This is a genomic window from Pseudodesulfovibrio sp. (genome assembly GCF_028692895.1).
GTDB lineage: Bacteria > Desulfobacterota > Desulfovibrionia > Desulfovibrionales > Desulfovibrionaceae > Pseudodesulfovibrio.
Genome location: NZ_JAQUWN010000002.1, coordinates 13,269 through 37,590, shown reverse-complemented (window position 1 = coordinate 37,590; position 24,322 = coordinate 13,269). Strand labels below are relative to the sequence as shown.

Genomic DNA, 24,322 nt, shown 5'->3' with positions numbered 1-24,322 from the left:
CGGAAGGCCCGCCCCACCCGCTCGTTCGCTGTTTGTTTTCGGTTAGTTGGCGGCCACCTGCGCGCCCGTGGCGGACGCGTAGTGCGGCTTGGGATCAATGCCCATGGCGGACATCATGCGCAGGGCGACGTCCACGTTGTCGTAGCTGCCGTTGAAGGCCTCGCTGCCCACGCCGATGGCGGAGGTGGAGACCGGCACGCCGGTGTGCTTGTAGGAGGTCCAGCCCAAACCCGCCTTGCCGTTGAGCAGGTGGGTCAATGTGACGGAAAGCGGATCGTACTCGCCATAGAGCAGGTAGTCGCCGCCCTGGATCTTATCGCCGCTCATGCTGCGGTTGAAGGCGTTTTCCAGCTCCTTGACCTCGAAGTCGGCCAGGACCATGTGGTCAGCCTTGGGATCGCCCTCGAACTTGAGGCCGAACTGTGCGGCGATGACCGGCTTCATGTCCTCGAAGGAACCGCCTTTCGCCTTGAAGTCCTTGAGGATTTCATCGGTGAACTTCTGGAAGGAGACCTTCTGGCCGCCCAGGACATTGTAGTAGGACTCGTAATGGGTGCCTGCAAAGCCCAGGGTCAGGCCGCCGCACTCGTGGTCGCCGGTGACCACGATGAGGGTCTCGCCGGGGTGCTTGTCATAGAAGGCCAGCGCCTGCTTGACCGAGTCGTCGAAGGACAGGGTGTTGCGGATGGACGCGGCCGCGTCGTTGGCGTGGCAGGCCCAGTCGATCTTGCCGCCCTCGACCATCAGGAAGAAGCCCTTGTCGTTGTCGAGCATCTCGATGGCCTTGGCCGTAAACTCGGGCAGGGTGATGTCGTCGGCGGTCATGTCCATGACGTAGGGCAGGGCCTGGTCGTCCTGGAGCCAGTTGTTCCAGGCCAGAATCTTGCCGTCGCCCGGCTTGAGGGCCATGAAGGCCTGCTTGTCGGTGACGACCTTGTAGCCGTTGTGCTCGGCCTTCTTGAGGGCGTCGCCCAGGGGGGCCTTGGATTTCTTGCCGGTGGGGTCCTTCAGCCCGCCGCCCGCAAAGAAGTCGAAGCCGGAATCGGCCAGGGCGTGGTCGATCTCGTGGTACATCTTGCGCGTCTTGACGTGTGCGTAGAACGCGGCCGGGGTCGCGTGGTCCACGGACACGCTGGAGACGATGCCGACCTTCTTGCCCTGCTCCTTGGCCAGCTCGGCCACGGTCTTGACGGGCTTGAAGTTCGGGTCGACGCCTATATAGTTGATATTGGTCTTGACCCCGGTGGCCAGGGCCGTGGCCGATGCCGCCGAACCGGTGATGAACCGGTTGTTGGCGAAGGTCGTGGTGATGCCCTGGGCGGGCATGGCGTCAATGGCCAGTTTTTTGCCTATATAGGCCGCGCTGGCCGCGCGCTGCGGCAACCCCATGCCGTCGCCGATGAACAGGAAGACGTACTTGGCGGTCTTCCCGGACCCGGCCTCGGCCTTGGTTTTCGCCTCTTCCCTGGCGCACCCGCCCGCGAGGGACAACCCCAGGGCGAGCACCAGCATCCAAATCACACTGCGTTTCACATTCCATTTCATCATCTCAATCCTCCGATGGCGCGTATGCGTTGTTGAGAAAGTCCTTGTAACGCCCGATAGTTACGTCAAGGTGATGGAATGTTGCCCTCGTGTGACCCTGTGATGTCGAATCCGCGACATCGCCCCTCAACCCGTTGAACGTATTGATTACTGAGTCAATTCAAATGGGTATGGACTAAACCGTGTTTTTTCGGGTATGAAATTCGAATACGCCAAAATCAGAGGTTGATTCCTTGCAAAGACGCCTGCTCCCCATTGCCGTCACCGTCGGCATCCTCTTCGTTGTGGCCCTGGCCGGCTATCTGGTCCCCGCTCCCGCCGCGAGCCCGCCCGTACGAATCCTCCTGGACAACAAGGGAGGCAAGGTCATTTTCACCCACCAGGCGCACATGAACGCCCAGGGCAAAGCCTGCGGGACCTGCCACCACACCACGGGCGACGACCAGAACCCGCCGCCCTGCGCCGCCTGCCACGCCAACAAGTTCGACCAGGCGTTCATCGACGTGCACCAGACCTCGATGGACGATAAGACCTGCGCCGCCTGCCACCATCCCGGCGCGTCCATCGCCAAGTTTTCCCACGAGAATCACGAGAGCGACTACGCTTCCGGCGACTGCCGGGCGTGCCATCACGACCCGTCCATCGAACCCGAGCCGCAGAAATGCGCCAACTGCCACACGGACAAGGCCGAGGCGGCCCGGCCGGACCTGATGTCCGCCGCCCACGCCCGCTGCGCCGACTGCCACCAGGAGTGGTACGACGCCGGGGCCGGAGGGTGCGGCAAGTGCCACACCCGCGACCAGGCCGAACCGGCCGATCCGCAGGCCTGCTCCGACTGCCACAAGGAGCCCGTCGACCAGCTCATCCCGACCACCACGGCAGCCTTCCACGGCCAGTGCATGGGCTGCCACCGGAAGCAGGACGCCGGGCCCTTCGGCGACGCGGCCTGCGGCAAGTGCCACATGAAATAAGGGACGCAACGCACATGACCACCTTCAGCTTCAGCCTGCTCACGGGCGAAACCGGCCCCCTGGTCAAGGAAGACCGGCCGGACCGCCTGAACATCCCGACGCCGTACCACACCCCGGTCCTGGCCGCGGGCGACCAGGTCCTGGCGGGCACCCGCATCGCCACGGCCGACCGCCCGGGCGACGGCGACCTGCACTCGCCCCTCTCGGGAACCATCACCGAAATCACCCCCTACGCCATCGGCGTGCGCGTGGAGGGCGACGACCGCGCCGAGGCCGCCGAACCGGCCCCGGACGGCGGCAACCGGCTGCGCGAATGGCTGCGCGCCCAGGGCGTGGACGTCCGGGGCCTGAACCGGGCCGCCGCTCTCATCATCAACGCCGTGCCGCATGAGCCGGGCATCTCGGTCTGCGAGCCCCTGCTCCGCGACTACCGCAAGACCGTGGAACTCGGCCTGGACGCGGTCCAGCGCATCGTGGAGCCCTCCAAGATGTTCCTGGTGTCGGCGCGGGGCAACCAGACCAACGCCTTCGCCAACTGTTCGGTGGTGCACATCGCCCCGGTCCATCCCAACGGAATGGACCCGATGGTCATCAAGAAGGTCACCGGCAAGGAGACGCTCCCGGGCAGGCAACCCGAAAACACCGCCCTCGTCTCGGTCAAGGCCCTCTACCTGATCGGCCGGATCATGGAGACCGGGCGGCCGCTCACCGAAACGGTGATGACCATCGGCGGCCAGAACCACCTGGTTCCGGTGGGAACCCCGGCCGGATTCCTGGCCGCGGCGGCAGGGGCCACGGTCCAGCCCGGCGACCGCATCGTCCTGGGCGGCCTGATGTGCGGCCTGCCCGCCCGCGACCTCGCCCAGGGCGTGGACAAGGAGACAAGCGGCCTCAACCTCATCCGCTCCGGCGAAGGGCTTGAGCCCACGGACAACCCCTGCCTGGGCTGCGGCGAATGCGAGCGCCACTGCCCGGCCCGGCTCATGCCCGGGATGCTCAGCCGGTGCGCCGAGTTCAAGCAGTTCAAGCGGGCCGAGGCGTTCCACGTCCACTCCTGCATCGAATGCGGAATCTGCGGCTACTGGTGCGTGGCCCAGCGTCCCCTGCTCCACTACATCCGCCTGGCCAAATACGAAATCTCCCTGCTCGCGGCCGAGGGCGAGACCGAAACCGCCACCACCGCAAAGGAAGAACGATGAAACCCCTAGAACCGTTGCTCACCGTCTGCATGCCGCCCCACGTCCACTGCGGCCGGACCATCAAGGGGTACATGCGCGAGACCCTGCTGGCCCTGCTGCCCGCCGCGATCCTGGCCGTGTTCGCCTTCGGCGTGGGCGCGCTCCGGGTCATGGCCCTGTCCTGCGCCGTGGCCGTGGCGGCCGAGGCCGCGCTGAACCGGCTGTTCAAGCGCGAGCAGTCCGTGGACGACCTGAGCGCGCTGCACACCGGCCTGCTCCTCGCCTTCCTGCTGCCCGCCTCGGCCCCATGGTGGCTGGTCACCGTGGGCGCGGCGGCCTCCATCCTGCTCGGCAAGATGATCTACGGCGGCCTGGGGGCCAATCCCCTGGTCCCGCCCCTGGTGGGCTGGGCCCTGTGCCGCATCTCCTGGCCGACCTTCATGGACACCAACGCCACCATGCTGAACCTGGACCTGCCCGCGCCCCTGCAACAGCTCAAGTATTTCGGCCTGGACGCGGTCAGGTCCGTCGACCCGCTCTCCCTGCTCTCCGGCAACCAATTGGGCGGCCTGGGGGAAGTACAGGTCGCGGCCGTGCTGGCGGGCGGGCTCTACCTGCTCCTGCGCCGCCACATCCGCTGGGAGATTCCCGCGTCTTTCCTGGCCGGGGTGGCCGCCACGGCCTGGACCTACCAGCTCATCGACCCGGCCACCTACGCCCCGCCCCTCTTCCACCTGCTGGCGGGCGGCACGGTCTTCGGGGCCTTCTTCCTGGCCACGGACCCGGCCTCCACGCCGGTGGGCCGCATCCCGTCGCTGCTCTTCGGGCTCATGGCCGGGGCCATGGTCATCGTCATCCGGGTCTACGGCGTCTATCCCGACGGCGTGCCCTTCGCCATCCTGCTGGCCAACCTGTTCACCCCGCTGCTGGACCGCATCCGGCCCCGCCCCTTCGGCGGCCCGTGCGTCCTGGCCGGGGAGGAGGAGTAGGCCATGCGTGATATGCTCAAGATGATCCTGGTCCTGTCGCTCATCTGCGGCCTGTCCGGCCTGACCCTGGCCACCGTGCGCCAGGCCACCCGGCCGCGCATCGAGGAACAGGTCATGACCTATGTCCAGGGCCCGGCCCTGCGCCAGATCTTCCCGGATTGCGAGAACAACCCGGTCAAGGACCGCAAGACCTTCGACGCCTCCACGGGCAAGGTCACGGTCTTCCCGGCCATGAAGGGCGGCAAGCTCGAAGGCGTGGCCCTCGAAACCTTCGGCAAAGGCTACGGCGGCCCCATCGGCATCATGGTCGGCTTCTCCACCGACGGCGACACATTGAAGGGCATCGGCATCACCACCCTCAAGGAGACGCCCGGCCTGGGCCAGCGCATCACCGAGCCCGAGTTCCGCGACCAGTTCCGGGGCCACACCACCAGGGAGGTCGCCCTGAGCAAATCCGGCGGCGACATCGCGGCCGTGTCGGGCGCTACCATCTCCTCCACCGGCACCGTGGGCGCCATCAACGACGCCATCAAGATATTCCAACAGATCAAGGAACGGCTCCGGACCTCCTGGGGCTCTTAGGACGACGCCATGAGCACACTCTGGAAAGAATTCTCCAAGGGACTGTGGACGGACCTGCCCCCGTTCAAGCTGGTCCTGGGCCTCTGCCCCACCCTGGCGGTGACCAAGACCGCGTACAACGGCTTCGGCATGGGCGTGGCCGTCATCTTCGTGCTGGCCCTGTCCAACCTGCTGGTCTCGCTGCTGCGCAAGGTCATCCCGGCCAAGGTGCGCATCGCCTGCTTCATCGTGGTGGCCGCCTCACTGGTGGTCTGCGTGGAGCTTCTCATGCAGGCCTACGCCTACCCGCTCTACCAGCAGCTCGGCATCTTCGTGCCCCTCATCGTGGTCAACTGCATCATCCTGGGCCGGGCCGAGGCCTTCGCCTCCAAGAACCCGATCCTGCTCTCGGTGGCCGATGGCCTGGGCATGGGCCTCGGGTACACGCTGGCCCTGACCTTCCTGGGCTCCCTGCGCGAGCTGTTCGGCTACGGCACCTGGTTCGGCATGCAGGTCATGGGCGGCTGGTACGAGCCGTTCACCTTCATGGTCGAGGCGCCGGGCGCGTTCGTCTGCCTGGGCCTGATCCTGGCGGGCATGAACGCCCTGACCAACTGGCAGCGCCGCTCCAAGGGGCTGGCCCCCGTCCAGGGCCCGGGCCACGACTGCAAGAGCTGCGGCATGTGCGCCTGCAAGGAATAGGGGAAAGACGATGAAAAAGACGCTGATTCTCCTGGTCCTTTTCCTTGCAAGCCCCGTCTGCGCGGAGGAAAAGCCGACCCCTCAGGAAATGATGACCATGCTCAAGGTTTCCGGCGCGGTCGATACGGTCGACCAGATGATGGTCCAGCTCCTCGCCAACCTGGAGGCGCAGGTCCGGCGGGAAAAGCCGAACCTCCCGAAAGAGGCCTATCCCGTCATCAAGGATGAATTCCAGACCGGCATGCAGGCCTGGCTGAAGACCATTTTCGTCCGGCAGATGGAATACTACTCCAAGTCCCTGACCCGGCAGGAAGTTCTCGACCTGACTCGGATGTACGGGAGCGAGGCCTACAAGAAGATGCTCCGGATCAACAAAGACTACATTTCGCAGGCCCTGCTCCCGATCATGCAAAAAGAGGTCCCCGCCATAACCGGGCGGATCGTCCAAAGGGTCAACGAGCGGTTGATCTCGGAAGGCATCATCAAAAACGCGGAGGCAGGCATCTGATGGATTACTTCGTCCTCGTCATCGCGGCGATCTTCGTCAACAACATCGTCCTGGCGCAATACCTGGGCAACTGCCCGTTCATCGGCACGTCCAAGAGCTCGGGCGTGGCCATCGGCATGGGGCTGGCCGTGGTCTTCGTGGCCACCATGGCCGCCGCCATCACCTGGTGCGTGCAGAAGTTCCTGCTCGCGCCCTACGACCTCGCCTACCTTCAGACCATCGCCTTCATCCTGGTCATCGCCGCCCTGGTCCAGTTCGTGGAGATGTTCCTCAAGAAGGCCGTCCCGCCGCTCTACAAGTCGCTCGGCATCTTCCTGCCGCTCATCACCACCAACTGCGCGGTGCTCGGCATCGCCATCATCTGCCAGCGCAAGGAGTACGGGCTGGTGGAGACCGTGGTCTTTTCCCTGGCCTCGGGCGCGGGCTTCCTCCTCGCCCTGGTCGTCCTGGCGGGCATCCGCGAGCGGCTGGACCTGGCCCGCGTGCCCATCAGCCTCAAGGGCACGCCGCTGGCCCTGATAATGGCCGGGCTCATGTCCCTGACCTTCTTCGCCTTCAAGGGCATGGCCTCCTAGGAGACTGTCGATGATCACTTCCTCCGTTCTCGTTCTCCTCGGCATCGGCTTCACGTCGGCGGTCATCCTGGCCGTGGCGTCCAAGCTGCTCTATGTCTACGAGGACCCTCGCATCGCCCAGGTGGAAGGCGTCCTGGCCGGGGCCAACTGCGGCGGCTGCGGCTTTGCGGGCTGCTCCGGCGCGGCCCAGGGCGTGGTCTCGGGCAAGGCCGGGGCCAACGTCTGCGTCATCGGCGGCGAGTCCGTGGCCGCCAAGGTCGCGGCCATCATGGGCCTCGAATTCGCGTCCATGGAAAAACAGATCGCCTTTGTGGACTGCACCGGCGGGCTGCGCGCCGAGGACCTCTACCACTATCGCGGGGTCAGCGACTGCCGCGCCCAGAGCCTGCTCTACGACGGCAGCAAGATGTGTCCCGAGGGATGCCTCGGGTTCGGCACCTGCGTCAAATCCTGCCAGTTCGGGGCCATCAGCATGGGCCCGGAGCGCGTGCCCGTGGTGGACCCGGCCCTGTGCACGGCCTGCGGGGCCTGCGCCCAGGTCTGCCCACGCGGCGTCATCTCCATCCAGGGCATGACCGCGCGCATCACCCACCTGAACGAGACCACCGACTGCCTGGCCCCCTGCCGCCAGCGCTGCCCCGGCCAGATCAACATTCCCCGCTACATCGAGCAGGTCAAATGCGGCGATTACGCGGGCGCGCTCGAAACCATCCGCGAGCGCATCCCCATGCCGCTCTCCATCGGCCGCGTCTGCCCCCACCCCTGCGAGACAGCCTGCCGCCGGGGCCACGTCGACGAGCCAGTGGGCATCAACCTGATAAAACGATTCGCGGCCGACTGGGAGATGAACCGCGGCGCGCACGCGCCCATCCCCTGCGCGCCGGACACCGGCCGCAAGGTTGCCGTGGTCGGCGGCGGCCCGGCCGGCATCTCCTGCGCCTATTTCCTGCGCCGCCTGGGCCACGCGCCCACCATCTTCGAGTCCATGCCCAAGCTCGGCGGCCAGTTGCGCTACGGCATCCCCGAATACCGGCTGCCCAAGGCGATTTTGGACTGGGAGATCGAAGGCATCCTGAACCTCGGCATCGGCGTGCGGCACGGCCAGTACTTCGGCCGCGACTTCACCCTGAAGACCCTGGAAGAGGAAGGGTTCGAGGCCGTCTTCCTCGGCATCGGCGCATGGATGAACCTCACCCTTCGCATCGAGGGCGAGGACGCCGACGGCGTGGCCACCGGCACCGAATTCCTGACCAAGGTCGGCCTCGGCATGGACACGGGCATCGGCAAGAAGATCGTTGTCATCGGCGGCGGCAACACCGCCATCGACACAGCGCGCACCGGCGTGCGCCTGGGGTCGGACGTGACCCTCATGTACCGCCGCACCCGCGACGAGATGCCCGCCAACATCGAGGAGATCGAGGGAGCCGAGGAGGAGGGCGTGAAATTCCTCTTCCTGGCCGCGCCGTCGCGCATCGTCAAGGACGGGAACGGCCACGTCACCCATGTGGAATACATCAAGATGCAACTCGGCGAGCCCGACGCCTCGGGCCGACGCAGCCCGGCGCCCATCGAGGGTTCCGAGACACTGATCGAGGCCGACAGCGTATACACGGCCATCGGCCAGAAGCCCGAGCTCTCCTGCCTGTATGACGACTCCGGCCAGTGCACCCTGGAGGAAACCAGGTGGCGTACCCTGGGAGCCCACCCTGACACCCTCCAGACCGCCCTGCCCCACGTCTTCACCGGCGGCGACATGCACACCGGCCCGGCCCTGGTCATCATCGCCCTGGGCGAGGGACGCAAGGCAGCGCGCTCCATCCACCAGTACCTGACCGAGGGCGGCCCCCACTATCCGAGCAATCTCCAGCGGCAACTGATTCCCTACACCATGTTCACCGACGTGCCGGACGTGGGCCACCGGGCAAAGGCCAAGCCGCCCCACCTCATCGACTGCGACGAGCGCAAGTGCACCTTCGGCGAGATCGAGGGGGCCCTGAGCCTGGATGACGTCCGAAACGAGACGGCCCGCTGTCTGCGTTGCGGTCTGACCTGCTACGACCGTGACATCCCGGACGGGTCCACCTGCGTCGCGGCCGAATGCATCAAAAAGAGGTAAGAAAGTGCTTGCCAACCGGCATGCTTGCGGATATATCAGACCTCCCTTCGGACGGAAGTCCGGAGACATGACCGAAGTGGGCGATTAACTCAGCTGGTCAGAGTGCCATCTTCACACGGTGGAAGTCGCAGGTTCAAATCCCGCATCGCCCACCACCGACCATCAGGCGGCTTCCGAAAGGGAGCCGCCTTTTTTCATCCAGAAACGGCAATTCCCTTTGTTCCGGATTATGTCCGTGGTATGGAGAAGCCGTCCATGCGACAAAAGGAGTACGTCATGCGCATGATCCGTGTTTTCCTGGCCGTCCTGGCCCTGGTCTGCTTCCTCCCCTCCCTGGCCGCGGCCGAGACCTCGCGCCTGCGGGACCTGGCCGATTCCGAATTCCGCATCGCCCAGAAAGCCTATCGCGACGCCGTGAAGCAATACGGCGACGACGTGCGGGGCATGCCCGCCGGCGAAAAGGGAGCGGCGTGCCGAAAGATCGCCCAGGCCCTATACGACAACAAGGTCCAGGTGACCATGGAAGACGCCTTCGGCGAGATGGAAGTCCGCAAGCAGATCAACAAGCTGACGGACTACGCCAAGACCATCGGCTGCCAATAGGCGGCCTAGGCGAATCGGACCCGGACCCGCACCGGCCCCTCGCCATTGCGCAGGGCGGCCAGGATTTCCGACGGGCCGGGCCCGCCTTCGGGCAGCAGGTTCGCCCGCTCCCGATCAATCAGAGCCAGGAGCGGCGCACGGTCCACCTCGATGCCGCGCGCCAGGACTCCCTCGCCCGTATCCACTGCCAACACGCTGAATATCTTGACGAACACCCGGATGGACTCACCCGCCCCATCTTCATCCTCGCGCGCCAGACCGATGGAGCTGCGGAAGCTCTTGTAAGGATTGTCGCGCCCCATGCAGATGCCGACCAGGCCGGGCATGGCGCTGCCCAGGGCCAGCCGGTCACCGTCCCGAAGCCGCGTGGTGTCCAGCCCGTCCATGGGACTTGAATTGAGAAAAACCGTCCGCACCTCGCCCTCGATGCGCGCGTCGTCATAGCCCAGAACCTCCCGCAGGAACGTCCGCACCGTCATCCCCGACCGGCCCGCCAGATAGAATCCCCGCTGCAACAGGGTATTGAACCCCGTCCGGGCCCCCCGGCGCATGGTCAACAGCATCACATCATCTTTCTTCATGATGGTGTCCTTCCCTGGCTATTCGCTGTGTTCGATAATGATACATTATGTCACTAAAGACATAATTAGCTGTTTTCTTTGACAAAAATATTTCCATAGGTGTATTATACCCAAAAGGTCAAATAATCAACTGAAGGGTTGTCTGACAACCTACCGAACCTTATACCAAATCGAGGTTACCCATGCCCAGGATTCTTCGCATCAACACCCGGACTAAGGAATACACCTTCGAGGAGCCGGGCCAGTACGCCAAGCTCGGCGGCCGGGCCCTGACCTCCCGCGTCATCAACAAGGAAGTGCCCGCCAACTGCCATCCGCTTTCGGCCGAGAACAAGCTGGTCTTCGCCTCCGGCCTGCTGGGCGGCTCCACCGCCGCCAACTCCGGCCGCCTTTCCGTGGGCACCAAGTCCCCGCTGACCGGCACCATCAAGGAGTCCAACTCCGGCGGCCTCTTCGCCCACAAGCTGCCCAAGATGGACATCCTGGCCATCATCCTTGAAGACAAGCCCGCGCCGGAAGACGAATTTTCCACCCTGTTCATCTCCGGCGACAAGGTCGAGTTCCGCAACTGCGCCGACATCATGGGAATGGACAACTACCCCGCGCACGACAAGCTGATGCAGACCTACGGCGACAAGATGATCGCCGGCATGATCGGACCCGCGGGCGAAACCCTGCGCACCACCGCCACCATCCAGTTCACCGATCCGTACAAGCGTCCCGCCCGCTCGGCCGGTCGCGGCGGCGTCGGCGCGGTCATGGGCTCCAAGAAGATCAAGGCCATCATCCTGGACGCCGACACCAACGAGAAGGTCGCCGCAGTGGACGCCGACGCGTTCAAGGACTCCCGCTCCAGGTGGGTCGACATCCTGCGCAACCACCCCGTCACCTCCCAGGGATTGCCCGGCTTCGGCACCGCCATCCTGGTGAACATCATCAACGAGGCGGGCGCCCTGCCCACCAAGAACTTCCGCTACGGCCAGTGCGACCACGCCGCCGACATCTCCGGCGAGAAGATCGCCGAAACCATCCAGGCTCGCCAGGGCAAGACCACCGAAGGCTGCCATGTGGGCTGCGTCATCCAGTGCTCCCAGCAATACAACAACGCCGCCGGTGAATACGTCACTTCCGGCTTCGAGTACGAGACCGTGTGGGCCTTCGGCGCCAACGCCCTGATCCAGGACATCGACGACATCGCCCACCTCGACCGTCTCTGCGACGAGAAGGGCATCGACACCATCGAGATCGGCAACGCCATCGCCGTGGCCATGGACGGCGGCGTCATTCCCTGGGGTGACGGCAAGGCCGCCATCGAGCTCGTCAAGAAGATCGGCACCGCCGATCCCATGGGCATGATCATCGGCAACGGCGTCGGCTTCTGCGGCCGCGCCTTCGGCGTCGAGAGGCTGCCCCTCGTCAAGAACCAGTCCATGCCCGCCTACGACCCGCGCGCGGTCAAGGGCGTGGGCGTCACCTACGCCACCACCCCCATGGGGGCCGACCACACCGCCGGTTACGGCGTGTGCCAAAACGTCCTGGGCGTGGGCGGCAACGTCGACGGCCTGAAGAAGGAGGGCAACATCGAGCTCTCCAAGAACCTCCAGGTCGCCACGGCCGCCATCGACTCCATGGGCCTGTGCCTGTTCGTGGCCTTCGCCGTGCTCGACGCGGCAGACGGCGTGCAGATCATGGCCGACCTGGTCCAGTCCTGGACCGGCCAGGCCTTCTCCACCGACGACCTGGTCAACCTGGGCGTCAACTGCCTGAAGGACGAGCTGGACTTCAACGCCCGCGCCGGATTCACCGCCGCCGACGATCGTCTGCCCCGTTTCTTCGACACCGATCCGCTGCCGCCCCACAACGTCACCTGGGGCATCACGGCCGAGGAACTCCAGGGCGCCAAGGTCTAACCCCCGACGCCATCCGCAACTGCAAGGGCCGGAGATTTTCTCCGGCCCTTTTTTTCAAACTGTTGACCCCTGGCGCGGGAGGGCTTAAAAAGTCATCATGGGTATTGAAATCAAATGCTTCGCCACCCTGGCCGGGCTAGAGCCCGAAAACGCGGCCGATTATCCCGTCAGCGAGGGCGAGACCGTGAACTCGCTTCTGGCCAAAATCGGCATCCCGGCCGAGGAAGTGGCCATCATCTTCATCAATTCGGTCCGATCCTTTGCCGATTCCCCGGTCAGGGACGGCGACCGCGTCGGCCTGTTCCCTGCGGTCGGAGGGGGCTAGCATGTCCTCCCTGCCGAAGGCCGTCCGCGCCCGAGCCGCCACCGCCGCCCTGCCCGACGGCGGCATGGGGCTCATCCTGCCCCCGACCGCCATCCGGGATATTGCGCGCGACTTCGGCCTTCCCGGCTGCGAGGTCGAGGCCTCGGCCCTGGAGCTCGGCATCCATCCCGAACGCTACCTGCGCAACCGCCGGGCCGTGTCCGACACGGACCAACGGCTCCTGCTGCGCGCCCGCGCGGCCCAGGTCGGTTTGGGCGGGCTGGGCGGCCTGCTCCTGGACCAGTTCCTCCGCCTGGGCGTCGGCCATCTGCGCGCGGCAGACGGCGACGCCTTCGAGACCACCAACCTGAACCGCCAGGCCCTTGCCACGGCCGAAACCCTGGGCATGTCCAAGGCCGAGGCGGCCCGGCTGCGCGCCGCCGAGGTCAACCCCTCGGTCCGGTTGGAGGCGCGCAACGAATTCCTCACGCCTGAGACCCTGCCCGCCTTCCTGGACGGCTGCTCCCTGGCCGTGGACGCCCTGGGCGGACTCGAAATCCGCCCCGCCCTGCGCAAGGCGGCCGCCGAAGCGGGAATCCCCCTGGTCACCGGCGCGCTGGCGGGCTGGGTCGGCTACGTGGGCGTAGTCCTGCCGGGCTCAGTGTCCCCGTCCGACATCATGGGGCAAAGAGAGTCGGCCGAGAAGCAACTCGGCTGCCCGGCCCCGGCCGTAAACCTCATGGCCTCGCTCATGGCCGCCGAGGCGGTGAAGCTGCTGTGCGGCCGTCCCTCGTCCCTGGCCGGGAAAATGCTCATCGTCGATCTCGGCGCCCTGTCCTTCGATACGGTCACCCTGTAGTTGGTGCCGAATTCTTGCGTATTATACCTCTATTGACTTCATGCCCCTCATTAGGCAGACAATGAAAATACATGGCTGTCTCATATCGTCACAGGCCTACTCCAACCCATTGAAGTATCATGTCAAACAAATCAACTGCTATTCTTCGGCTGCGCGTCTGGATTGAACAGGAAGAGGAAACCTACATCGGCATCGGCAGCACCCTGCTCCTGCAATACGTGGAAAAACTGGGCTCGTTGCGCCAGGCGGCCTCCAGCCTGGGCATGTCCTACCGCCGCGCCTGGGGCAAGCTGAAAAAGGCCGAGGACCGCATCGGCAAGCCGCTGGTCGAGAAGACCAAGGGCATGGGCCAGCGGTTCAACCTGACTCCGGAAGGCAAGGAGCTCATGGAAAGATTCCTCGCCTTCTATCTGGACGTGGAGGACTACGCCACCCGACGGGCCTCGACCATGCTGGGGATGGAAGTCAACAAGTCGGATGAATTTTATCGTGACGACACCGAATAGGTTTTTCTGATAATGGCCTCTCCAACAAATCGAACCTGTCCATCAAAGGAGGAACTGATGAAACGTGTTTGCATGACCCTGCTGAGCTTTGCGCTCGTGCTCGCCCTGGCGATCGCCGCCCAGGCCGGGCCTGTCCTGAAAATGGCCACCACCACCAGCACCGACAACACCGGGCTGCTGGGCGAGTACATCGTCCCGCAGTTCAAGAAAGACACCGGCATCGAAATCCAGTACGTCGCCAAGGGGACCGGCGCCGCGCTCAAGATGGCCGAGGACTGCAACGTGGACGTCGTTCTGGTCCACGCCCCCGCTGCCGAGAAGGCCTACGTGGACAAGGGCGTGCTCATGGACCGCACCGAGGTCATGTACAATGACTTCGTCATCATCGGCCCCGAGTCCGACCCGGCCGGGATCAAGGGCATGTCCGTGACCGACGCCCTGAAGACCATCGCGGCCAAGAAGGCCCCGTTCATCAGCCGCGGCGACAACTCCGGCACCCACAAGAAGGAGCTCGCCCTCTGGAAGTCCGCCGAAATGCCGGTGCCCGACAAGGAGTCCTGGTACGTCTCCGGCGGCCAGAAGATGATCGCCACCATCATCATGGCCGAGGAGAAGAACGGCTACACCATGACCGACCGCGGCACCTACATCAAGTATGCCGACACCAAGGGCGGCAACCCGGCCCTGAAGGTCATGGTCGAGGGCGACAAGGTCCTCTTCAACCAGTACTCCGTCCTGGCGGTCAACCCCGCCCACTGCAAGGACGCCCAGTACGACCTGGCCAAGAAGTTCACCGCCTGGATGGCCTCCCCCGAGGTCCAGAAGGCCATCGGCGACTTCAAGCTGCTCGGCAAGCAGCTCTTCATCCCCAACGCCAAGAAGTAACCCGACACAACCCGACCGGGGGACGGCCTCGCGCCGTTCCCCGCCCCCCCCCACTGCCATGGATTACATTCTGCACGGCTTTCTTCAGGGCTTCGTCCTGCTCTTCTCGGGCAATGACGAGACATACTCCGCCATCTGGGCGACGGTCTATGCCTCGTCGCTCTCCATGACCGCCAGCCTGCTCATCGGCGTGCCTCTCGGCTTCCTGCTCGGCTATCACGAATTTCGAGGCAAGAAGGTGGTCCGCACCCTGGTGGACACCCTGCTCTCGTTCCCCACGGTGGTCATCGGCCTGATGGTCTACGCCCTGCTCACCCGCAACGGCCCCTTGGGCGCGACCGGCCTGCTCTTCACCGTGCCCGGCATGGCCCTGGGCCAGGCCATTCTCGGCCTGCCCATCATCGTCGCCATGACCGCCAATGCCGTGGAAACCCTGGACAAGCGGCTGCCCCAAACGCTCCTTACACTGGGGGCCGACCCGCGCCAGGTCCTGTGGGCCACGGTGACGGAGGCACGCTTCGCCATCATCCTGGCGGCCATGGCCGCCTACGGCCGCATCGTCTCCGAGGTGGGCATCTCCATGATGGTGGGCGGCAACATCAAGTGGCACACCCGGACCATCACCACGGCCATCGCGCTGGAGACCGGCAAGGGCGAGTTCGCCCTGGGCATCGCCCTGGGCATGGTCCTGCTGGCCGTGGCCCTGACGGTAAACATCGTCGCCTCCGGGCTCAAGCGGAGGGCCAGGCAGTGAGCGAAATCCTCCGCCTCGACAACATCTCCCAGTCCTATTCCGGCCGGAACGTGCTCGATGTGCCGGGCCTGGCCCTGGCCCCGGGCCAAATCCTCGGCCTGGCCGGACCCAACGGCTCTGGCAAGTCCACCCTGCTCCGGCTCATCGCCCAACTGGAGCCACCCGCCGCCGGGAAGCTCCAATTCCTCGGCCGGACCGTGGACGAGGCCGACACCGAGTCCCGCCGCCAGGTCACCCTGCTGACCCAGGAGCCCTACCTGCTCAAGCGCACCGTCTTCGCCAACGTGGCGTACGGCCTCAAGGTGCGCGGCGAGCGCGACGTCCGCCCCCGCGTGCGCGAGGCCCTGGCCCTGGTGGGGCTTGACCCGAACGTCTTCGCACCCCGGCTCTGGTTCGAGCTCTCGGGCGGCGAAACCCAGCGGGTGGCCCTGGCCGCCCGGCTGGTCCTGCGTCCCCGGCTGTTGCTCCTGGACGAGCCCACGGCCAGCCTGGACAGCGAAAGCGCCGCCCTCATCCGCGACGCCGTGCTGGCCGCCCGCGACCGGGACGCCACGGCAATGGTCATTGCCAGCCACGACATGCCGTGGTTAAATGGCGTCAGCGACCGCATCCTGCACATGGATCACGGACGCATGGTCGACAACCCCCAGCCCCTCGGAGGCGTCTCATGAAGGCCGTAGCCGTCGTCGGTCCCAAAAATTCCGGCAAAACCACCCTGGTCCTCGAACTGGCAAGGACGTTCAAGGCGCGCGGCCTGACCGTTTCCGCCGCCAAGTTCAGCCACAGCGGCTTCGACTGGGCGGAAACCGACACCGCCAAGTACGCCGAGATCTGCGACGTGGTGGCGGGCCTGAGCCCCTCCGAGGCCTTTGTCCAATGGACGCGCCACCGCTTCCTGCCCGACCTGCTCCCCCTGCTCACCTCGGACGTGCTCATCGTGGAGGGCGGCAAGCCGCTCGGCTTCCTGCCGCGCATCCTCTGCCTGCGCGGAGACCTCTCCGACGGCACGGACTGGCTCTCGCCCGAGCTGGCCATCGCCACCCAGGGGGAGCAAACCCTGCCCGGCATCCCGGCCCCGGCCACCGTCGGCGAGCTGGCCGACCTGGCCTTCGCCAGGGGCTTCTTCCTGCCCGGCATGGATTGCGGCACCTGCGGCCGCCCGGACTGCCGGACCCTGGCCACGGAAATCGTCCGGGGCGCGGTCGGCCCCGAGGCCTGCCTGGCCATGCGCAACTCCATCGCCGTGGACATCAACGGCGCGCCGCTCGGCATGAAGCCCTTCGTCGAGGACATCATCTCCGCCGCCATCCGCGAGATGATCCGCACCCTCAAGGGATACGCGCCGGGCAAGGCCACCATCACCCTCGACGTCTAGGCATGCGCATCGTCCTCTTCGAGCCGGAGATTCCGCCCAACACCGGCAACATCGCCCGGCTCTGCGCGGCCACCCGGACCCCGCTGCACCTCATCGAGCCCCTCGGCTTCTCCATCGACGACAAGCACCTGAAGCGCGCTGGGCTGGACTACTGGCCCCATGTGGACGTCACGGTCCACCCGAACCTGGACGACTTCCTGTCGCGCGTGGCCCCGTCCAGGCTGGTCCTGGCCTCCACCAAGGCGTCCGCCCCCTACCACACCTTCCGCTTCCGTCCGGACGACGCCATCGTCATGGGCCCGGAGACGCGCGGCCTGCCCCTCGAACTCATGGAGCAGTACCCGGACCGCGTGCGCATTCCCATGACCGGCGAGGTCCGCAGCCTGAACCTCTCCACCTCCACCGGCATCCTGCTCTACGAGGCCCTGCGCCAGACCGGGGGCCTGGACTGACGACCGCCTTGTCTTTTCCCTCGCCGGGCTGTATGGTTTCCCCTAACCGGAAACCATCTTCAGCGAGACTGCCAACCCCATGAAATTACTTGTTACCGGCGGCTGCGGCTTCATCGGCGCCAACTTCATCCGCCGAGTGCTCGCCCGCCATCCGGACTGGTCCATCATCAACCTGGACAAGCTCACCTACGCGGGCAACCGGCTGAACCTGCTGGACCTGGAGGCGAGCGAACCGCGCTACGTCTTCGTGCAGGGCGACATCAACGACCGCTCCCTGGTCATGGACGTGCTTGCGGGCCACGGCATCGACGCGGTGGTGAACTTCGCGGCCGAGTCCCATGTGGACCGCTCCATCGACGACCCCTCTCCCTTTGTGGCCACCAACGTCCAGGGCGCGCAGAACCTGCTGGAGTGCGCCCGCCAGAGCAAGGTGGGCCGGTTCGTCCACATCTCCACCGACGAGGTCTACGGCGCCCTCGGACCCACGGGCAAGTTCACGGAGACCACGCCGCTCGCGCCCAACTCGCCCTACTCGGCCAGCAAGGCCGGGGCGGACCTGATGTGCCGCGCCTATTTCGAGACCTACGGCTTCCCGGTCCTGGTCACCCGCTGCTCCAACAACTACGGGCCCTACCAGTTCCCGGAAAAGCTCATCCCGCTCATGTACCTGAACGCCAAGGCGGACAAGCCCCTGCCCGTGTACGGCGACGGCCTCAACGTCCGCGACTGGATCTATGTGGACGACCACTGCCAGGGCGTGGAGCTGGTCCTGCTCAAGGGGCGCGAGGGCCGGGCCTACAACTTCGGCGGCAACGCCGAGGAGGCCAACATCAACGTGGTCAGGACCATGCTCGCCATCCTGGGCAAGCCCGAGTCCCTCATCACCCACGTCACCGACCGGCCGGGCCACGACAGGCGCTACGCCATGGATTTCTCCCTGGCCGCCGAGGAGCTGGGCTTCGCGCCCACCGTGGATTTCGCCACCGGACTGCGCCGCACCGTCCAATGGTACGAGGCCAACGGCGCATGGCTCGACAAGGTGCAGAGCGGCGAATACCGGACCTTCATGGACCGCTGGTACGAGGAGCGCACGCGATGAACCTCTCCGGACTCCGCGTCATGGTGCTGGGCGGCAAGACCGGCCTGCTCGGCCAATCCCTGACCAAGACCCTGGCGAGCGCCGGGGCCGTGCCCATCCCCCTGTCCAGCGCCGACGGCGACATCCTCGACCCCCACCGGGTCAGCCGGCTGATCGACCGCAAGGACCCGGACCTGCTCATCAACGCCGCCGCCTACACCCAGGTGGACCAGGCCGAGGACGAGGAGGAGCTGGCCTTCGCCCTCAACGCCACGGCCCCCCCCCTGCTCCTGGCCGAGGCCGCCAAGCGTTTCATCCCGTTCGTCCACTTCAGCACGGACTTCGTCTTCAAGGGCGACAAGCGCACCCCCTACACGGAATACGACGAGCCCGGCGCGTTCTCGGTCTACGGCATCAGCAAGACCGCGGGCGAGCGCAACCTGCTCAAAATCGGCTACGACAAGACCCTGATTATCCGCACCTCCTGGCTTTTCGGCCCGGGACGCATCAATTTCGTGGAAAAGATTCTCGGCTTGGCCGAGACGCGGGGAGCCCTTTCCGTGGTGGACGACCAGACCGGCTCGCCCTCCTACGCCCCGGACATCGCCGTCGGCGCCCTGCGGCTCATCGAGCACGACGCCACGGGCATCTATCATGTGGCCAACTCGGGCGAAACCACATGGTACCGCCTGGCCCGCGCGGCCGTGGAACTGGCGGGCATGGATTGCAAGGTTGAGCCCATCCCGTCCCGCGACTACCCCACCAAGGCGGTCCGACCGGCCTACTCGGTGCTCGACCTCTCCCGCTTCATCCGCACCACGGGCATCACCCCCCGCCACTGGCGGGAGGCCCTGCGCGACTATGTGCGCCAGGACCTCAAGCGGGGATAGCGGACCACGCCCCTGCCCCCTGCGGGCAACGCGACAGGACCGGCCCGCCGTTCGGCGTTCGCCCGCAATGGTTGTGTGAGGGCCGACAACCGGCCTAGGTCATGAGATCGCGAACCTTGACGTTGGCGTCCAACAGCCGATCCGACATCATGTTGATGAGGTAGCGGTTGACCGCGGTGGCCAGCATGGGCGCGCGGCGCTCCACGGCCGACAGCTTGTCCTTGGTCATGCAATAGAGCACGCACTTCTCGGCCGCGCGCACCGTGGCCGAACGCGGCGCGCTGGTGTAGAGCCCCATCTCGCCGAAGACCGCGCCGGGCCCCACCTTCTTGAGCCGGAGCAGCTTGCCGCCCTCCAGCTCCAGCTCCACGTCCAGCCTGCCGGACTCGACGAAATACATGGAATCCGAAAGGTCGCCCTGGCGGAAGGCCGCCTCTCCCCGGGGCAGGTCCACCCGCTTGAGCACCTTCATCAAGGCCGGAATGTACTTGGGCTCCGGGAAGACGGGCCGGAGCAGCTCGGCCAGGCTCATGGAGCGCATCTCCAGCATGTTCTCTGAGTCGAGAATCCGGTTCTCGCACCACTCCAGGGCGAAATCCAGGTTGAAGAACACCCGGAACTGCCCCTCGGCCTCGCCCACGCACCCCATGCTCTCCAGGTGGGTCTCCAGCTCCAGCGGTGCGCTGGTAATCAGGATCTCCACCCCGTAGTCGTCCATGATGCCGAGCAGCTTCTCAAACCCCACGCCGCAGGCCGAGGCGAACCCGTTGACCATCCGGAAATCGAGCAGCAGGAAACGCACCGGCAGCTTGTCCCGGTCGTCCAGGCGATGGCGAATGTCGAGGATCAGCCGCTGCATGGAGCCCAGGAAGAGGAAGCCCTGGAGGCGCAGGATGTGGATGTGGTCGCCCACTTCCTTGAGGGTGCGCTGCTGGGCGGCGGCCCGGTCCACGTTGCTGCGGTGGTTGGCCCCGGAAAGGACGTTGCGCACCGAGCCGATGCGGCTGTTGCGCCCAACGGTCACCAGCAGGGCCAGGACCAGGGCCAGGGCCAGCCCCTCGATCAGCCCGAGCAGGACCGTGGCCAGGAAGGTCAGCCACAGAAGCCAGAAGTCGTCGCGCCGGGTGAAGGCGGACCGGGCCTTGAACATCCAGTCGCGAATCAAATCCAGTCCGGCGTAGACAAGGAGCCCCTCGAACACGAAGCGGGGAACCAGCGGCAGGACGTATCCGGCAAAGGCCAGCCCGGCCGCGCAGATCAGCCCGGCCAGGATCACGGAAAGCGCCCCCCGTCCGCCCGAGGCGTGGTTGCCCGCGCTGCGGCCGTAGGAAACGGCCACGGGCAGGCCCCCGCACAGGCCGGAGAGCATGTTGACCAGCCCAAGGGAGCGGTACTCCCGGCTCAGGTCCACCTCGCGGCCATGCAGGAGTTCGAGCCGCGTGATCCGGTACATGACGGTCAGGATGACCAGCGAGGCCAGCGCGCCGATATACAGGCCGTTGTCCTTGATGACGTCCCAGCGGACGGCCGCATGGTCGAAGCGCACCGAATCCCAGGGGAAGCGGATGACACCGTCGGTCAGGCCGGGCAGGGGTGCGGCCAGGGACTTGACCACGGGGTCGTGCCCCCATAACCCGGCCCCGAAACCGGCCCCGGCCGCAACCATGATGATGGCCAGCAGGAACAGGGAATTCTTGTACCGGGAAAGAGCCAGGAACAGAACCAGTCCGAAGACAAGGCTCGGCCCGAGGGTATATGCGGCGTTGCGGAGGTCGAACCGGGCCGCTCCCTCGCTCAGGGCCGTGACCGCGCTGCTCCAGGAGAGCGGCAGTCCGGTGCCCCAGTCGATCATGCCGAGCAGGATGAAGACGCCGATGCCGCCGATGGCTCCGCCGATGATCTGCAACGGGATGTAGCGGATGAGTTCGCCCAGCCGGAGCCGCCCGAGCAGCCAGATGACGGCGCCCACGAAAATGGCGGCGGCCATCAGCCCGGCCACCAGGGTGACCAGCACGGTCTCGGGCGAAAACCCGGCCATGACCTTGGAAATGTTGCCCACGAAAAAGATCAGCACCACGGCGGTCACGGACCCCGGCCCGGCCATGGAAAAGGGAATGCGCGAACCGAAGGGGTAGAAGACGCAGCCGACCACGGTCCCGATCAGGGAGGCGGCCAGCACGTAGGGCAGGAGCATGTCCGTGGAGTCCTGGCTGACCACGAGCATGGCCAGGGCCACGGCGAAAAAGAAGGCCAGCAGGCCGGAAACCAGGCCGCCGAAGAGGTTGAGGGGCAACCCTCCCGCCAGCAGCCGCCAGCCGTCTTCCTGGCGGTCGTCCCGGTCGAGCACGCTCCCGCCCCGGTCCCCGCCGCCGAAATCGTCGTCCCAGACCTGGGGCTCGCGGCTTTCGGCCAGGTCGCTGACATCCACGTCGTCCTCGGTGATCTCGGGATATTCATCGGCCTCGCGCACCTCGGCCCCGCAAGAGGGACAGACTCCCTCATGGCCGCCGGAAATGACCGCGCCGCAGGCGGCGCAAACGGCGTCCTCCACCTCGTAGACCGGTTCGGCCACAGCCTCGTCCAGGTTGAGCGGCTGCGATGCCCCTTCCGTCCGGGAAGCGGATTCCGGTTCGGCCAGGACCGGTTCGGCGGGGGGCTCCCCTCCGGACGGTTCGTCGACAATGACGACGCCGCGCCCGCACTGGGGGCATTTGGCCTTTTTCCCTGTCAGGGAGCCGGGGACCTCTCGTTCGTATCCGCAGGAATCGCACTTGAAAACAGCCACGTCAGCACCACCAGGACCGGTTCGGGATAGGCCGGAACGCTCCGGCATTCTACTTGTCTTTTGCACTACATACGTGAACAAGCCCGCCTCCGCAAGAGAAGCGGGCCAAATCGACGATTCCTTTTTTTGCAAAAAATGACCGATCCCTCTAAAGTTATCGATTATTACACCGATGAGATTGGCACGAACAAGGTGAAATGTGCACACGGAACGTGCCGACTTGTTCGAGATAATTGACTTTTCCCACGGAAGGGGCCGACAATGACAATGGATCGTCATGTCACCATAATCGTTTCCGACCTGGAAACGCATCCCAGTATGCCGCGCCTGATGCAGTCCATCGCGCGCCAGTCCACCGGACTGGAGCGCGTCGAGATCATCGTGGCGGGCAACGGGACCCACCCCGAATCAGCCCCTTCCGCCTGGCGCGCCATCACAGGCATCGACGCCGTCACCCTGATCGCCCTGGACAACACGGTCCCCCCGGCCCTGGCCCGCAACGAGGCGGTCCGCGCCGCGCGCGGCGACTTGCTCCTTTTCCTGCGGCCCGATTACCGGCTCGACCCCAAGTACCTGACCACCGCCCTGCCCCTGTTCACCGAGAACCCGGACGTGGACGTCATGTATCCGGACTACATCCGGCTCGCGCCAAAGCGCGCCTCGGCCGGCCGGCCTGGCATGATCCAGCTCCCGGACTTCGACGAGCGGCTGCTCCAAGTCCAGAACATCATCGGCCCGGCGGTCATGATCCGGCGCACGGCCTGGGACGAGACCGTGGGATTCCGTGACAACACCATCTACCGGGACTGGGACCTGTGGGTGCAGATGGCCGTGGCCGGACGCGTATTCTTCCACGTCAACTATCCCCTCGCCTCCTGCGAGCACGCCAAGGTCACCTTCCGCGAACGCGCGGAAGACGGCCGCTGCAAGGCCATGCTGGTCATCAACAACCAGTCCTTCTTCCACATGCAGACCATTCGCTGGGCCCTCTCCTACCTGCGGGGCGAATCCTGGGCCCAGGCCTTCGGCTTCATGACCGTCCCCGGCCCCATGGACGTGACGCGCATGGTCCAGGAACACGCCATGCGCAAGATGGGCGCGGACGTCCTGGCCCGAGAGGCCATCCGCCAGTTCGAGACGGCGCCGCAAAACGTGGAAGCGCGGCGCTAGCCTAAGACGCGAAAACGAAAAAAGGGCCGCCCCAACCGGGACGGCCCTTTGTCTTGCTTGTCGGATTTCTACAGGAGGATGCCGTTGTCGCGGATGTCCTGCCGGATCAGTTCGCGGATGCGCTTGCAGACCGGGCCGGGCCGGACGTCGTGGATGGGCTGGCCGTTAAACCGGACCACCGGGATGGCGTCGCCCGTGGTGCCCACAATGATGACCTCCCTGGCCAGGTAGATGTCCTCCTCGCTGATGGAGCGGAAGGTCACCGAGGGCATCTCCGCCTTGATGAGGTCCACTGCCCGCATGAGCGTAGTCCCGGCCAGGGCGTTGGTGAACTCGGGAATGACCAGGTGGCCGTCCTTGTTGACGATGCACACGTTCTCCGTGGCCCCTTCGGCCAGGCAGTCATTGCTGTCGAAGCAGAACGGGAAGTCGTATCCTTTTTCCTGCGCCTCGCGCTTCATGAGCACGTTGGGCAGGTAGTCGATGGACTTGATGGTCGCCAGGTAGGACTGCTTGGCCGGAACCGAGGTCCGGAAGGCCGTGACCCCCTGCTCGTAGAAGGAGGGTTTCGGCTGGTGCAGGTCCGTGGCCACGATGTAGAGGCTCGTCACCGGGCACTCGGACGGATAGACGCCGAACCCGCCGGGGCCGCGCCCCAGGAAGACGCGCAACATGCCCGTCGGCCGGCCTCCGGCGCGGCAGACCTCCAGGATCAGCCCGCGCATCTCGTCGAAGGAGCACGGCGGCTCCAGATAGATGGAGGACGAGGAGCGCCGCATCCGCGCCAGGTGCGGGTCGAGCTGGTAGAGCCGCCCGTCCACGAACTTCATGGCCTCGAACACGCCGTCGCCGCGATGGACCAGATGGTCGTCCCACGGCATAAGCATCAGGGCCGGGTCCGTGCAGATCAGGCCGACGCGGTGTTCGTAGAAGGCCTGGACCTCGGCCGCGCCGGGCCGCTCCACGTCGAGCATGGCCCGGAGGTACGTCTCCCTGCCCGCAATATCAACCATGTTCCCGGCCTC

Annotated in this window: 25 protein-coding genes and 1 tRNA gene; 22 read left to right on the top strand and 4 right to left on the bottom strand. The window is 65.7% G+C overall.

The features are described 5' to 3' along the window. Positions 1-42 precede the first annotated feature (42 nt). The gene (locus PHP91_RS00785) at positions 43-1,545 is read right to left on the bottom strand and encodes an alkaline phosphatase (RefSeq protein WP_300135691.1); all 1,503 of its coding nucleotides are present in this window, start codon (positions 1,543-1,545) and stop codon (positions 43-45) included. A 233-nt stretch (positions 1,546-1,778) separates the two neighbouring features. Here PHP91_RS00785 and PHP91_RS00780 point away from each other — a divergent pair, with 233 nt between their 5' ends. From PHP91_RS00780 to PHP91_RS00735, 10 genes are all read left to right on the top strand, one after another. Then, positions 1,779-2,516, top strand: coding sequence for a cytochrome c3 family protein (locus PHP91_RS00780; RefSeq protein WP_300135580.1), 738 nt, complete (start codon positions 1,779-1,781; stop codon positions 2,514-2,516). Between the two features lie 14 nt (positions 2,517-2,530). After that, on the top strand, positions 2,531-3,715 hold the full coding sequence (locus tag PHP91_RS00775; protein WP_300135579.1) for an electron transporter RnfC: 1,185 nt from the start codon (positions 2,531-2,533) through the stop codon (positions 3,713-3,715). Then, complete coding sequence (locus PHP91_RS00770; RefSeq protein ID WP_300135578.1) at positions 3,712-4,683, top strand: RnfABCDGE type electron transport complex subunit D; 972 nt, start codon at positions 3,712-3,714, stop codon at positions 4,681-4,683. Before PHP91_RS00775 ends, PHP91_RS00770 begins: the two co-directional genes overlap by 4 nt. A gap of 3 nt (positions 4,684-4,686) precedes the next feature. Continuing rightward, positions 4,687-5,265, top strand: coding sequence for an RnfABCDGE type electron transport complex subunit G (gene rnfG / locus PHP91_RS00765; RefSeq protein WP_300135577.1), 579 nt, complete (start codon positions 4,687-4,689; stop codon positions 5,263-5,265). Between the two features lie 9 nt (positions 5,266-5,274). Continuing rightward, on the top strand, positions 5,275-5,946 hold the full coding sequence (locus tag PHP91_RS00760) for an electron transport complex subunit E (RefSeq protein WP_300135576.1): 672 nt from the start codon (positions 5,275-5,277) through the stop codon (positions 5,944-5,946). Positions 5,947-5,956: 10 nt separating this feature from the next. Continuing rightward, entirely contained in the window at positions 5,957-6,454 is a 498-nt protein-coding gene (locus PHP91_RS00755) for a hypothetical protein (protein WP_300135575.1), read from the top strand. Further along, positions 6,454-7,029 carry an RnfABCDGE type electron transport complex subunit A gene (locus PHP91_RS00750; protein ID WP_300135574.1) on the top strand — a complete coding sequence of 192 codons (576 nt, stop codon included), beginning with the start codon at positions 6,454-6,456 and terminating at the stop codon, positions 7,027-7,029. The genes PHP91_RS00755 and PHP91_RS00750 overlap by 1 nt, the downstream gene beginning before the upstream one ends. 10 nt (positions 7,030-7,039) lie before the next feature. Next, a complete protein-coding gene (locus PHP91_RS00745; protein ID WP_300135573.1) occupies positions 7,040-9,145 on the top strand; it encodes an FAD-dependent oxidoreductase in 2,106 nt (701 codons plus the stop codon). 78 nt (positions 9,146-9,223) lie between these two features. After that, positions 9,224-9,300 (top strand) — tRNA-Val (locus PHP91_RS00740). A gap of 100 nt (positions 9,301-9,400) precedes the next feature. Further along, positions 9,401-9,748: a hypothetical protein gene (locus PHP91_RS00735; protein WP_300135572.1), complete on the top strand. Its 348-nt coding sequence runs from the start codon at positions 9,401-9,403 to the stop codon at positions 9,746-9,748. A gap of 5 nt (positions 9,749-9,753) precedes the next feature. On the opposite strand, the gene PHP91_RS00730 is transcribed toward PHP91_RS00735, so the two are convergent. Further along, on the bottom strand, positions 9,754-10,329 hold the full coding sequence (locus PHP91_RS00730; protein ID WP_300135571.1) for a hypothetical protein: 576 nt from the start codon (positions 10,327-10,329) through the stop codon (positions 9,754-9,756). 182 nt (positions 10,330-10,511) lie between these two features. Here PHP91_RS00730 and PHP91_RS00725 point away from each other — a divergent pair, with 182 nt between their 5' ends. From PHP91_RS00725 to rfbD, 11 genes are all read left to right on the top strand, one after another. After that, complete coding sequence (locus tag PHP91_RS00725; protein ID WP_300135570.1) at positions 10,512-12,239, top strand: aldehyde ferredoxin oxidoreductase C-terminal domain-containing protein; 1,728 nt, start codon at positions 10,512-10,514, stop codon at positions 12,237-12,239. Positions 12,240-12,336: 97 nt separating this feature from the next. Continuing rightward, positions 12,337-12,564 (top strand): MoaD/ThiS family protein, encoded by a 228-nt coding sequence (locus tag PHP91_RS00720; protein WP_300135569.1) that lies wholly within the window; start codon positions 12,337-12,339, stop codon positions 12,562-12,564. Position 12,565: 1 nt separating this feature from the next. Then, complete coding sequence (locus PHP91_RS00715) at positions 12,566-13,402, top strand: ThiF family adenylyltransferase (protein ID WP_300135568.1); 837 nt, start codon at positions 12,566-12,568, stop codon at positions 13,400-13,402. 119 nt (positions 13,403-13,521) lie between these two features. Next, positions 13,522-13,908, top strand: coding sequence for a LysR family transcriptional regulator (locus tag PHP91_RS00710; protein ID WP_300135567.1), 387 nt, complete (start codon positions 13,522-13,524; stop codon positions 13,906-13,908). Positions 13,909-13,965: 57 nt separating this feature from the next. Beyond that, positions 13,966-14,793 carry a substrate-binding domain-containing protein gene (locus PHP91_RS00705; protein WP_300135566.1) on the top strand — a complete coding sequence of 276 codons (828 nt, stop codon included), beginning with the start codon at positions 13,966-13,968 and terminating at the stop codon, positions 14,791-14,793. 58 nt (positions 14,794-14,851) lie between these two features. After that, complete coding sequence (locus tag PHP91_RS00700) at positions 14,852-15,547, top strand: ABC transporter permease (RefSeq protein WP_300135564.1); 696 nt, start codon at positions 14,852-14,854, stop codon at positions 15,545-15,547. After that, positions 15,544-16,218 (top strand): ABC transporter ATP-binding protein, encoded by a 675-nt coding sequence (locus PHP91_RS00695; RefSeq protein WP_300135562.1) that lies wholly within the window; start codon positions 15,544-15,546, stop codon positions 16,216-16,218. The genes PHP91_RS00700 and PHP91_RS00695 overlap by 4 nt, the downstream gene beginning before the upstream one ends. Then, complete coding sequence (locus PHP91_RS00690) at positions 16,215-16,922, top strand: molybdopterin-guanine dinucleotide biosynthesis protein MobB (RefSeq protein ID WP_300135560.1); 708 nt, start codon at positions 16,215-16,217, stop codon at positions 16,920-16,922. The genes PHP91_RS00695 and PHP91_RS00690 overlap by 4 nt, the downstream gene beginning before the upstream one ends. Before the next feature lie 2 nt (positions 16,923-16,924). Then, the gene (locus PHP91_RS00685) at positions 16,925-17,374 is read left to right on the top strand and encodes a tRNA (cytidine(34)-2'-O)-methyltransferase (protein WP_300135559.1); all 450 of its coding nucleotides are present in this window, start codon (positions 16,925-16,927) and stop codon (positions 17,372-17,374) included. Positions 17,375-17,453: 79 nt separating this feature from the next. Then, a complete protein-coding gene (rfbB, locus tag PHP91_RS00680) occupies positions 17,454-18,473 on the top strand; it encodes a dTDP-glucose 4,6-dehydratase (protein ID WP_300135557.1) in 1,020 nt (339 codons plus the stop codon). Beyond that, entirely contained in the window at positions 18,470-19,342 is an 873-nt protein-coding gene (rfbD, locus tag PHP91_RS00675) for a dTDP-4-dehydrorhamnose reductase (RefSeq protein ID WP_300135555.1), read from the top strand. The genes rfbB and rfbD overlap by 4 nt, the downstream gene beginning before the upstream one ends. A 94-nt stretch (positions 19,343-19,436) precedes the next feature. Here the strand turns inward: rfbD and PHP91_RS00670 are convergent, their stop codons facing one another. Continuing rightward, on the bottom strand, positions 19,437-22,127 hold the full coding sequence (locus PHP91_RS00670) for a SulP family inorganic anion transporter (protein ID WP_300135553.1): 2,691 nt from the start codon (positions 22,125-22,127) through the stop codon (positions 19,437-19,439). Between the two features lie 261 nt (positions 22,128-22,388). Here PHP91_RS00670 and PHP91_RS00665 point away from each other — a divergent pair, with 261 nt between their 5' ends. Next, on the top strand, positions 22,389-23,297 hold the full coding sequence (locus PHP91_RS00665) for a glycosyltransferase (RefSeq protein ID WP_300135551.1): 909 nt from the start codon (positions 22,389-22,391) through the stop codon (positions 23,295-23,297). A 68-nt stretch (positions 23,298-23,365) separates the two neighbouring features. Here the strand turns inward: PHP91_RS00665 and PHP91_RS00660 are convergent, their stop codons facing one another. Beyond that, positions 23,366-24,310, bottom strand: coding sequence for an aminotransferase class IV (locus tag PHP91_RS00660; RefSeq protein ID WP_300135550.1), 945 nt, complete (start codon positions 24,308-24,310; stop codon positions 23,366-23,368). Between the last annotated feature and the right edge of the window lie 12 nt (positions 24,311-24,322).

Excerpts from the sequence above, each read along its gene's own strand:
- PHP91_RS00745 (WP_300135573.1), top strand. The coding sequence starts at position 7,040 with ATGATCACTTCCTCCGTTCTCGTTCTCCTCGGCATCGGCTTCACGTCG.
- PHP91_RS00775 (WP_300135579.1), top strand. The coding sequence starts at position 2,531 with ATGACCACCTTCAGCTTCAGCCTGCTCACGGGCGAAACCGGCCCCCTG.
- PHP91_RS00665 (WP_300135551.1), top strand. The coding sequence starts at position 22,389 with ATGACAATGGATCGTCATGTCACCATAATCGTTTCCGACCTGGAAACG.
- PHP91_RS00690 (WP_300135560.1), top strand. The coding sequence starts at position 16,215 with ATGAAGGCCGTAGCCGTCGTCGGTCCCAAAAATTCCGGCAAAACCACC.
- PHP91_RS00730 (WP_300135571.1), bottom strand. The coding sequence starts at position 10,329 with ATGAAGAAAGATGATGTGATGCTGTTGACCATGCGCCGGGGGGCCCGG.
- PHP91_RS00710 (WP_300135567.1), top strand. The coding sequence starts at position 13,522 with ATGTCAAACAAATCAACTGCTATTCTTCGGCTGCGCGTCTGGATTGAA.
- PHP91_RS00750 (WP_300135574.1), top strand. The coding sequence starts at position 6,454 with ATGGATTACTTCGTCCTCGTCATCGCGGCGATCTTCGTCAACAACATC.
- rnfG (WP_300135577.1), top strand. The coding sequence starts at position 4,687 with ATGCGTGATATGCTCAAGATGATCCTGGTCCTGTCGCTCATCTGCGGC.
- rfbB (WP_300135557.1), top strand. The coding sequence starts at position 17,454 with ATGAAATTACTTGTTACCGGCGGCTGCGGCTTCATCGGCGCCAACTTC.
- PHP91_RS00785 (WP_300135691.1), bottom strand. The coding sequence starts at position 1,545 with ATGAAATGGAATGTGAAACGCAGTGTGATTTGGATGCTGGTGCTCGCC.
- rfbD (WP_300135555.1), top strand. The coding sequence starts at position 18,470 with ATGAACCTCTCCGGACTCCGCGTCATGGTGCTGGGCGGCAAGACCGGC.
- PHP91_RS00660 (WP_300135550.1), bottom strand. The coding sequence starts at position 24,310 with ATGGTTGATATTGCGGGCAGGGAGACGTACCTCCGGGCCATGCTCGAC.
- PHP91_RS00720 (WP_300135569.1), top strand. The coding sequence starts at position 12,337 with ATGGGTATTGAAATCAAATGCTTCGCCACCCTGGCCGGGCTAGAGCCC.
- PHP91_RS00705 (WP_300135566.1), top strand. The coding sequence starts at position 13,966 with ATGAAACGTGTTTGCATGACCCTGCTGAGCTTTGCGCTCGTGCTCGCC.
- PHP91_RS00770 (WP_300135578.1), top strand. The coding sequence starts at position 3,712 with ATGAAACCCCTAGAACCGTTGCTCACCGTCTGCATGCCGCCCCACGTC.
- PHP91_RS00715 (WP_300135568.1), top strand. The coding sequence starts at position 12,566 with ATGTCCTCCCTGCCGAAGGCCGTCCGCGCCCGAGCCGCCACCGCCGCC.
- PHP91_RS00725 (WP_300135570.1), top strand. The coding sequence starts at position 10,512 with ATGCCCAGGATTCTTCGCATCAACACCCGGACTAAGGAATACACCTTC.
- PHP91_RS00735 (WP_300135572.1), top strand. The coding sequence starts at position 9,401 with ATGCGACAAAAGGAGTACGTCATGCGCATGATCCGTGTTTTCCTGGCC.
- PHP91_RS00760 (WP_300135576.1), top strand. The coding sequence starts at position 5,275 with ATGAGCACACTCTGGAAAGAATTCTCCAAGGGACTGTGGACGGACCTG.
- PHP91_RS00755 (WP_300135575.1), top strand. The coding sequence starts at position 5,957 with ATGAAAAAGACGCTGATTCTCCTGGTCCTTTTCCTTGCAAGCCCCGTC.
- PHP91_RS00700 (WP_300135564.1), top strand. The coding sequence starts at position 14,852 with ATGGATTACATTCTGCACGGCTTTCTTCAGGGCTTCGTCCTGCTCTTC.
- PHP91_RS00685 (WP_300135559.1), top strand. The coding sequence starts at position 16,925 with ATGCGCATCGTCCTCTTCGAGCCGGAGATTCCGCCCAACACCGGCAAC.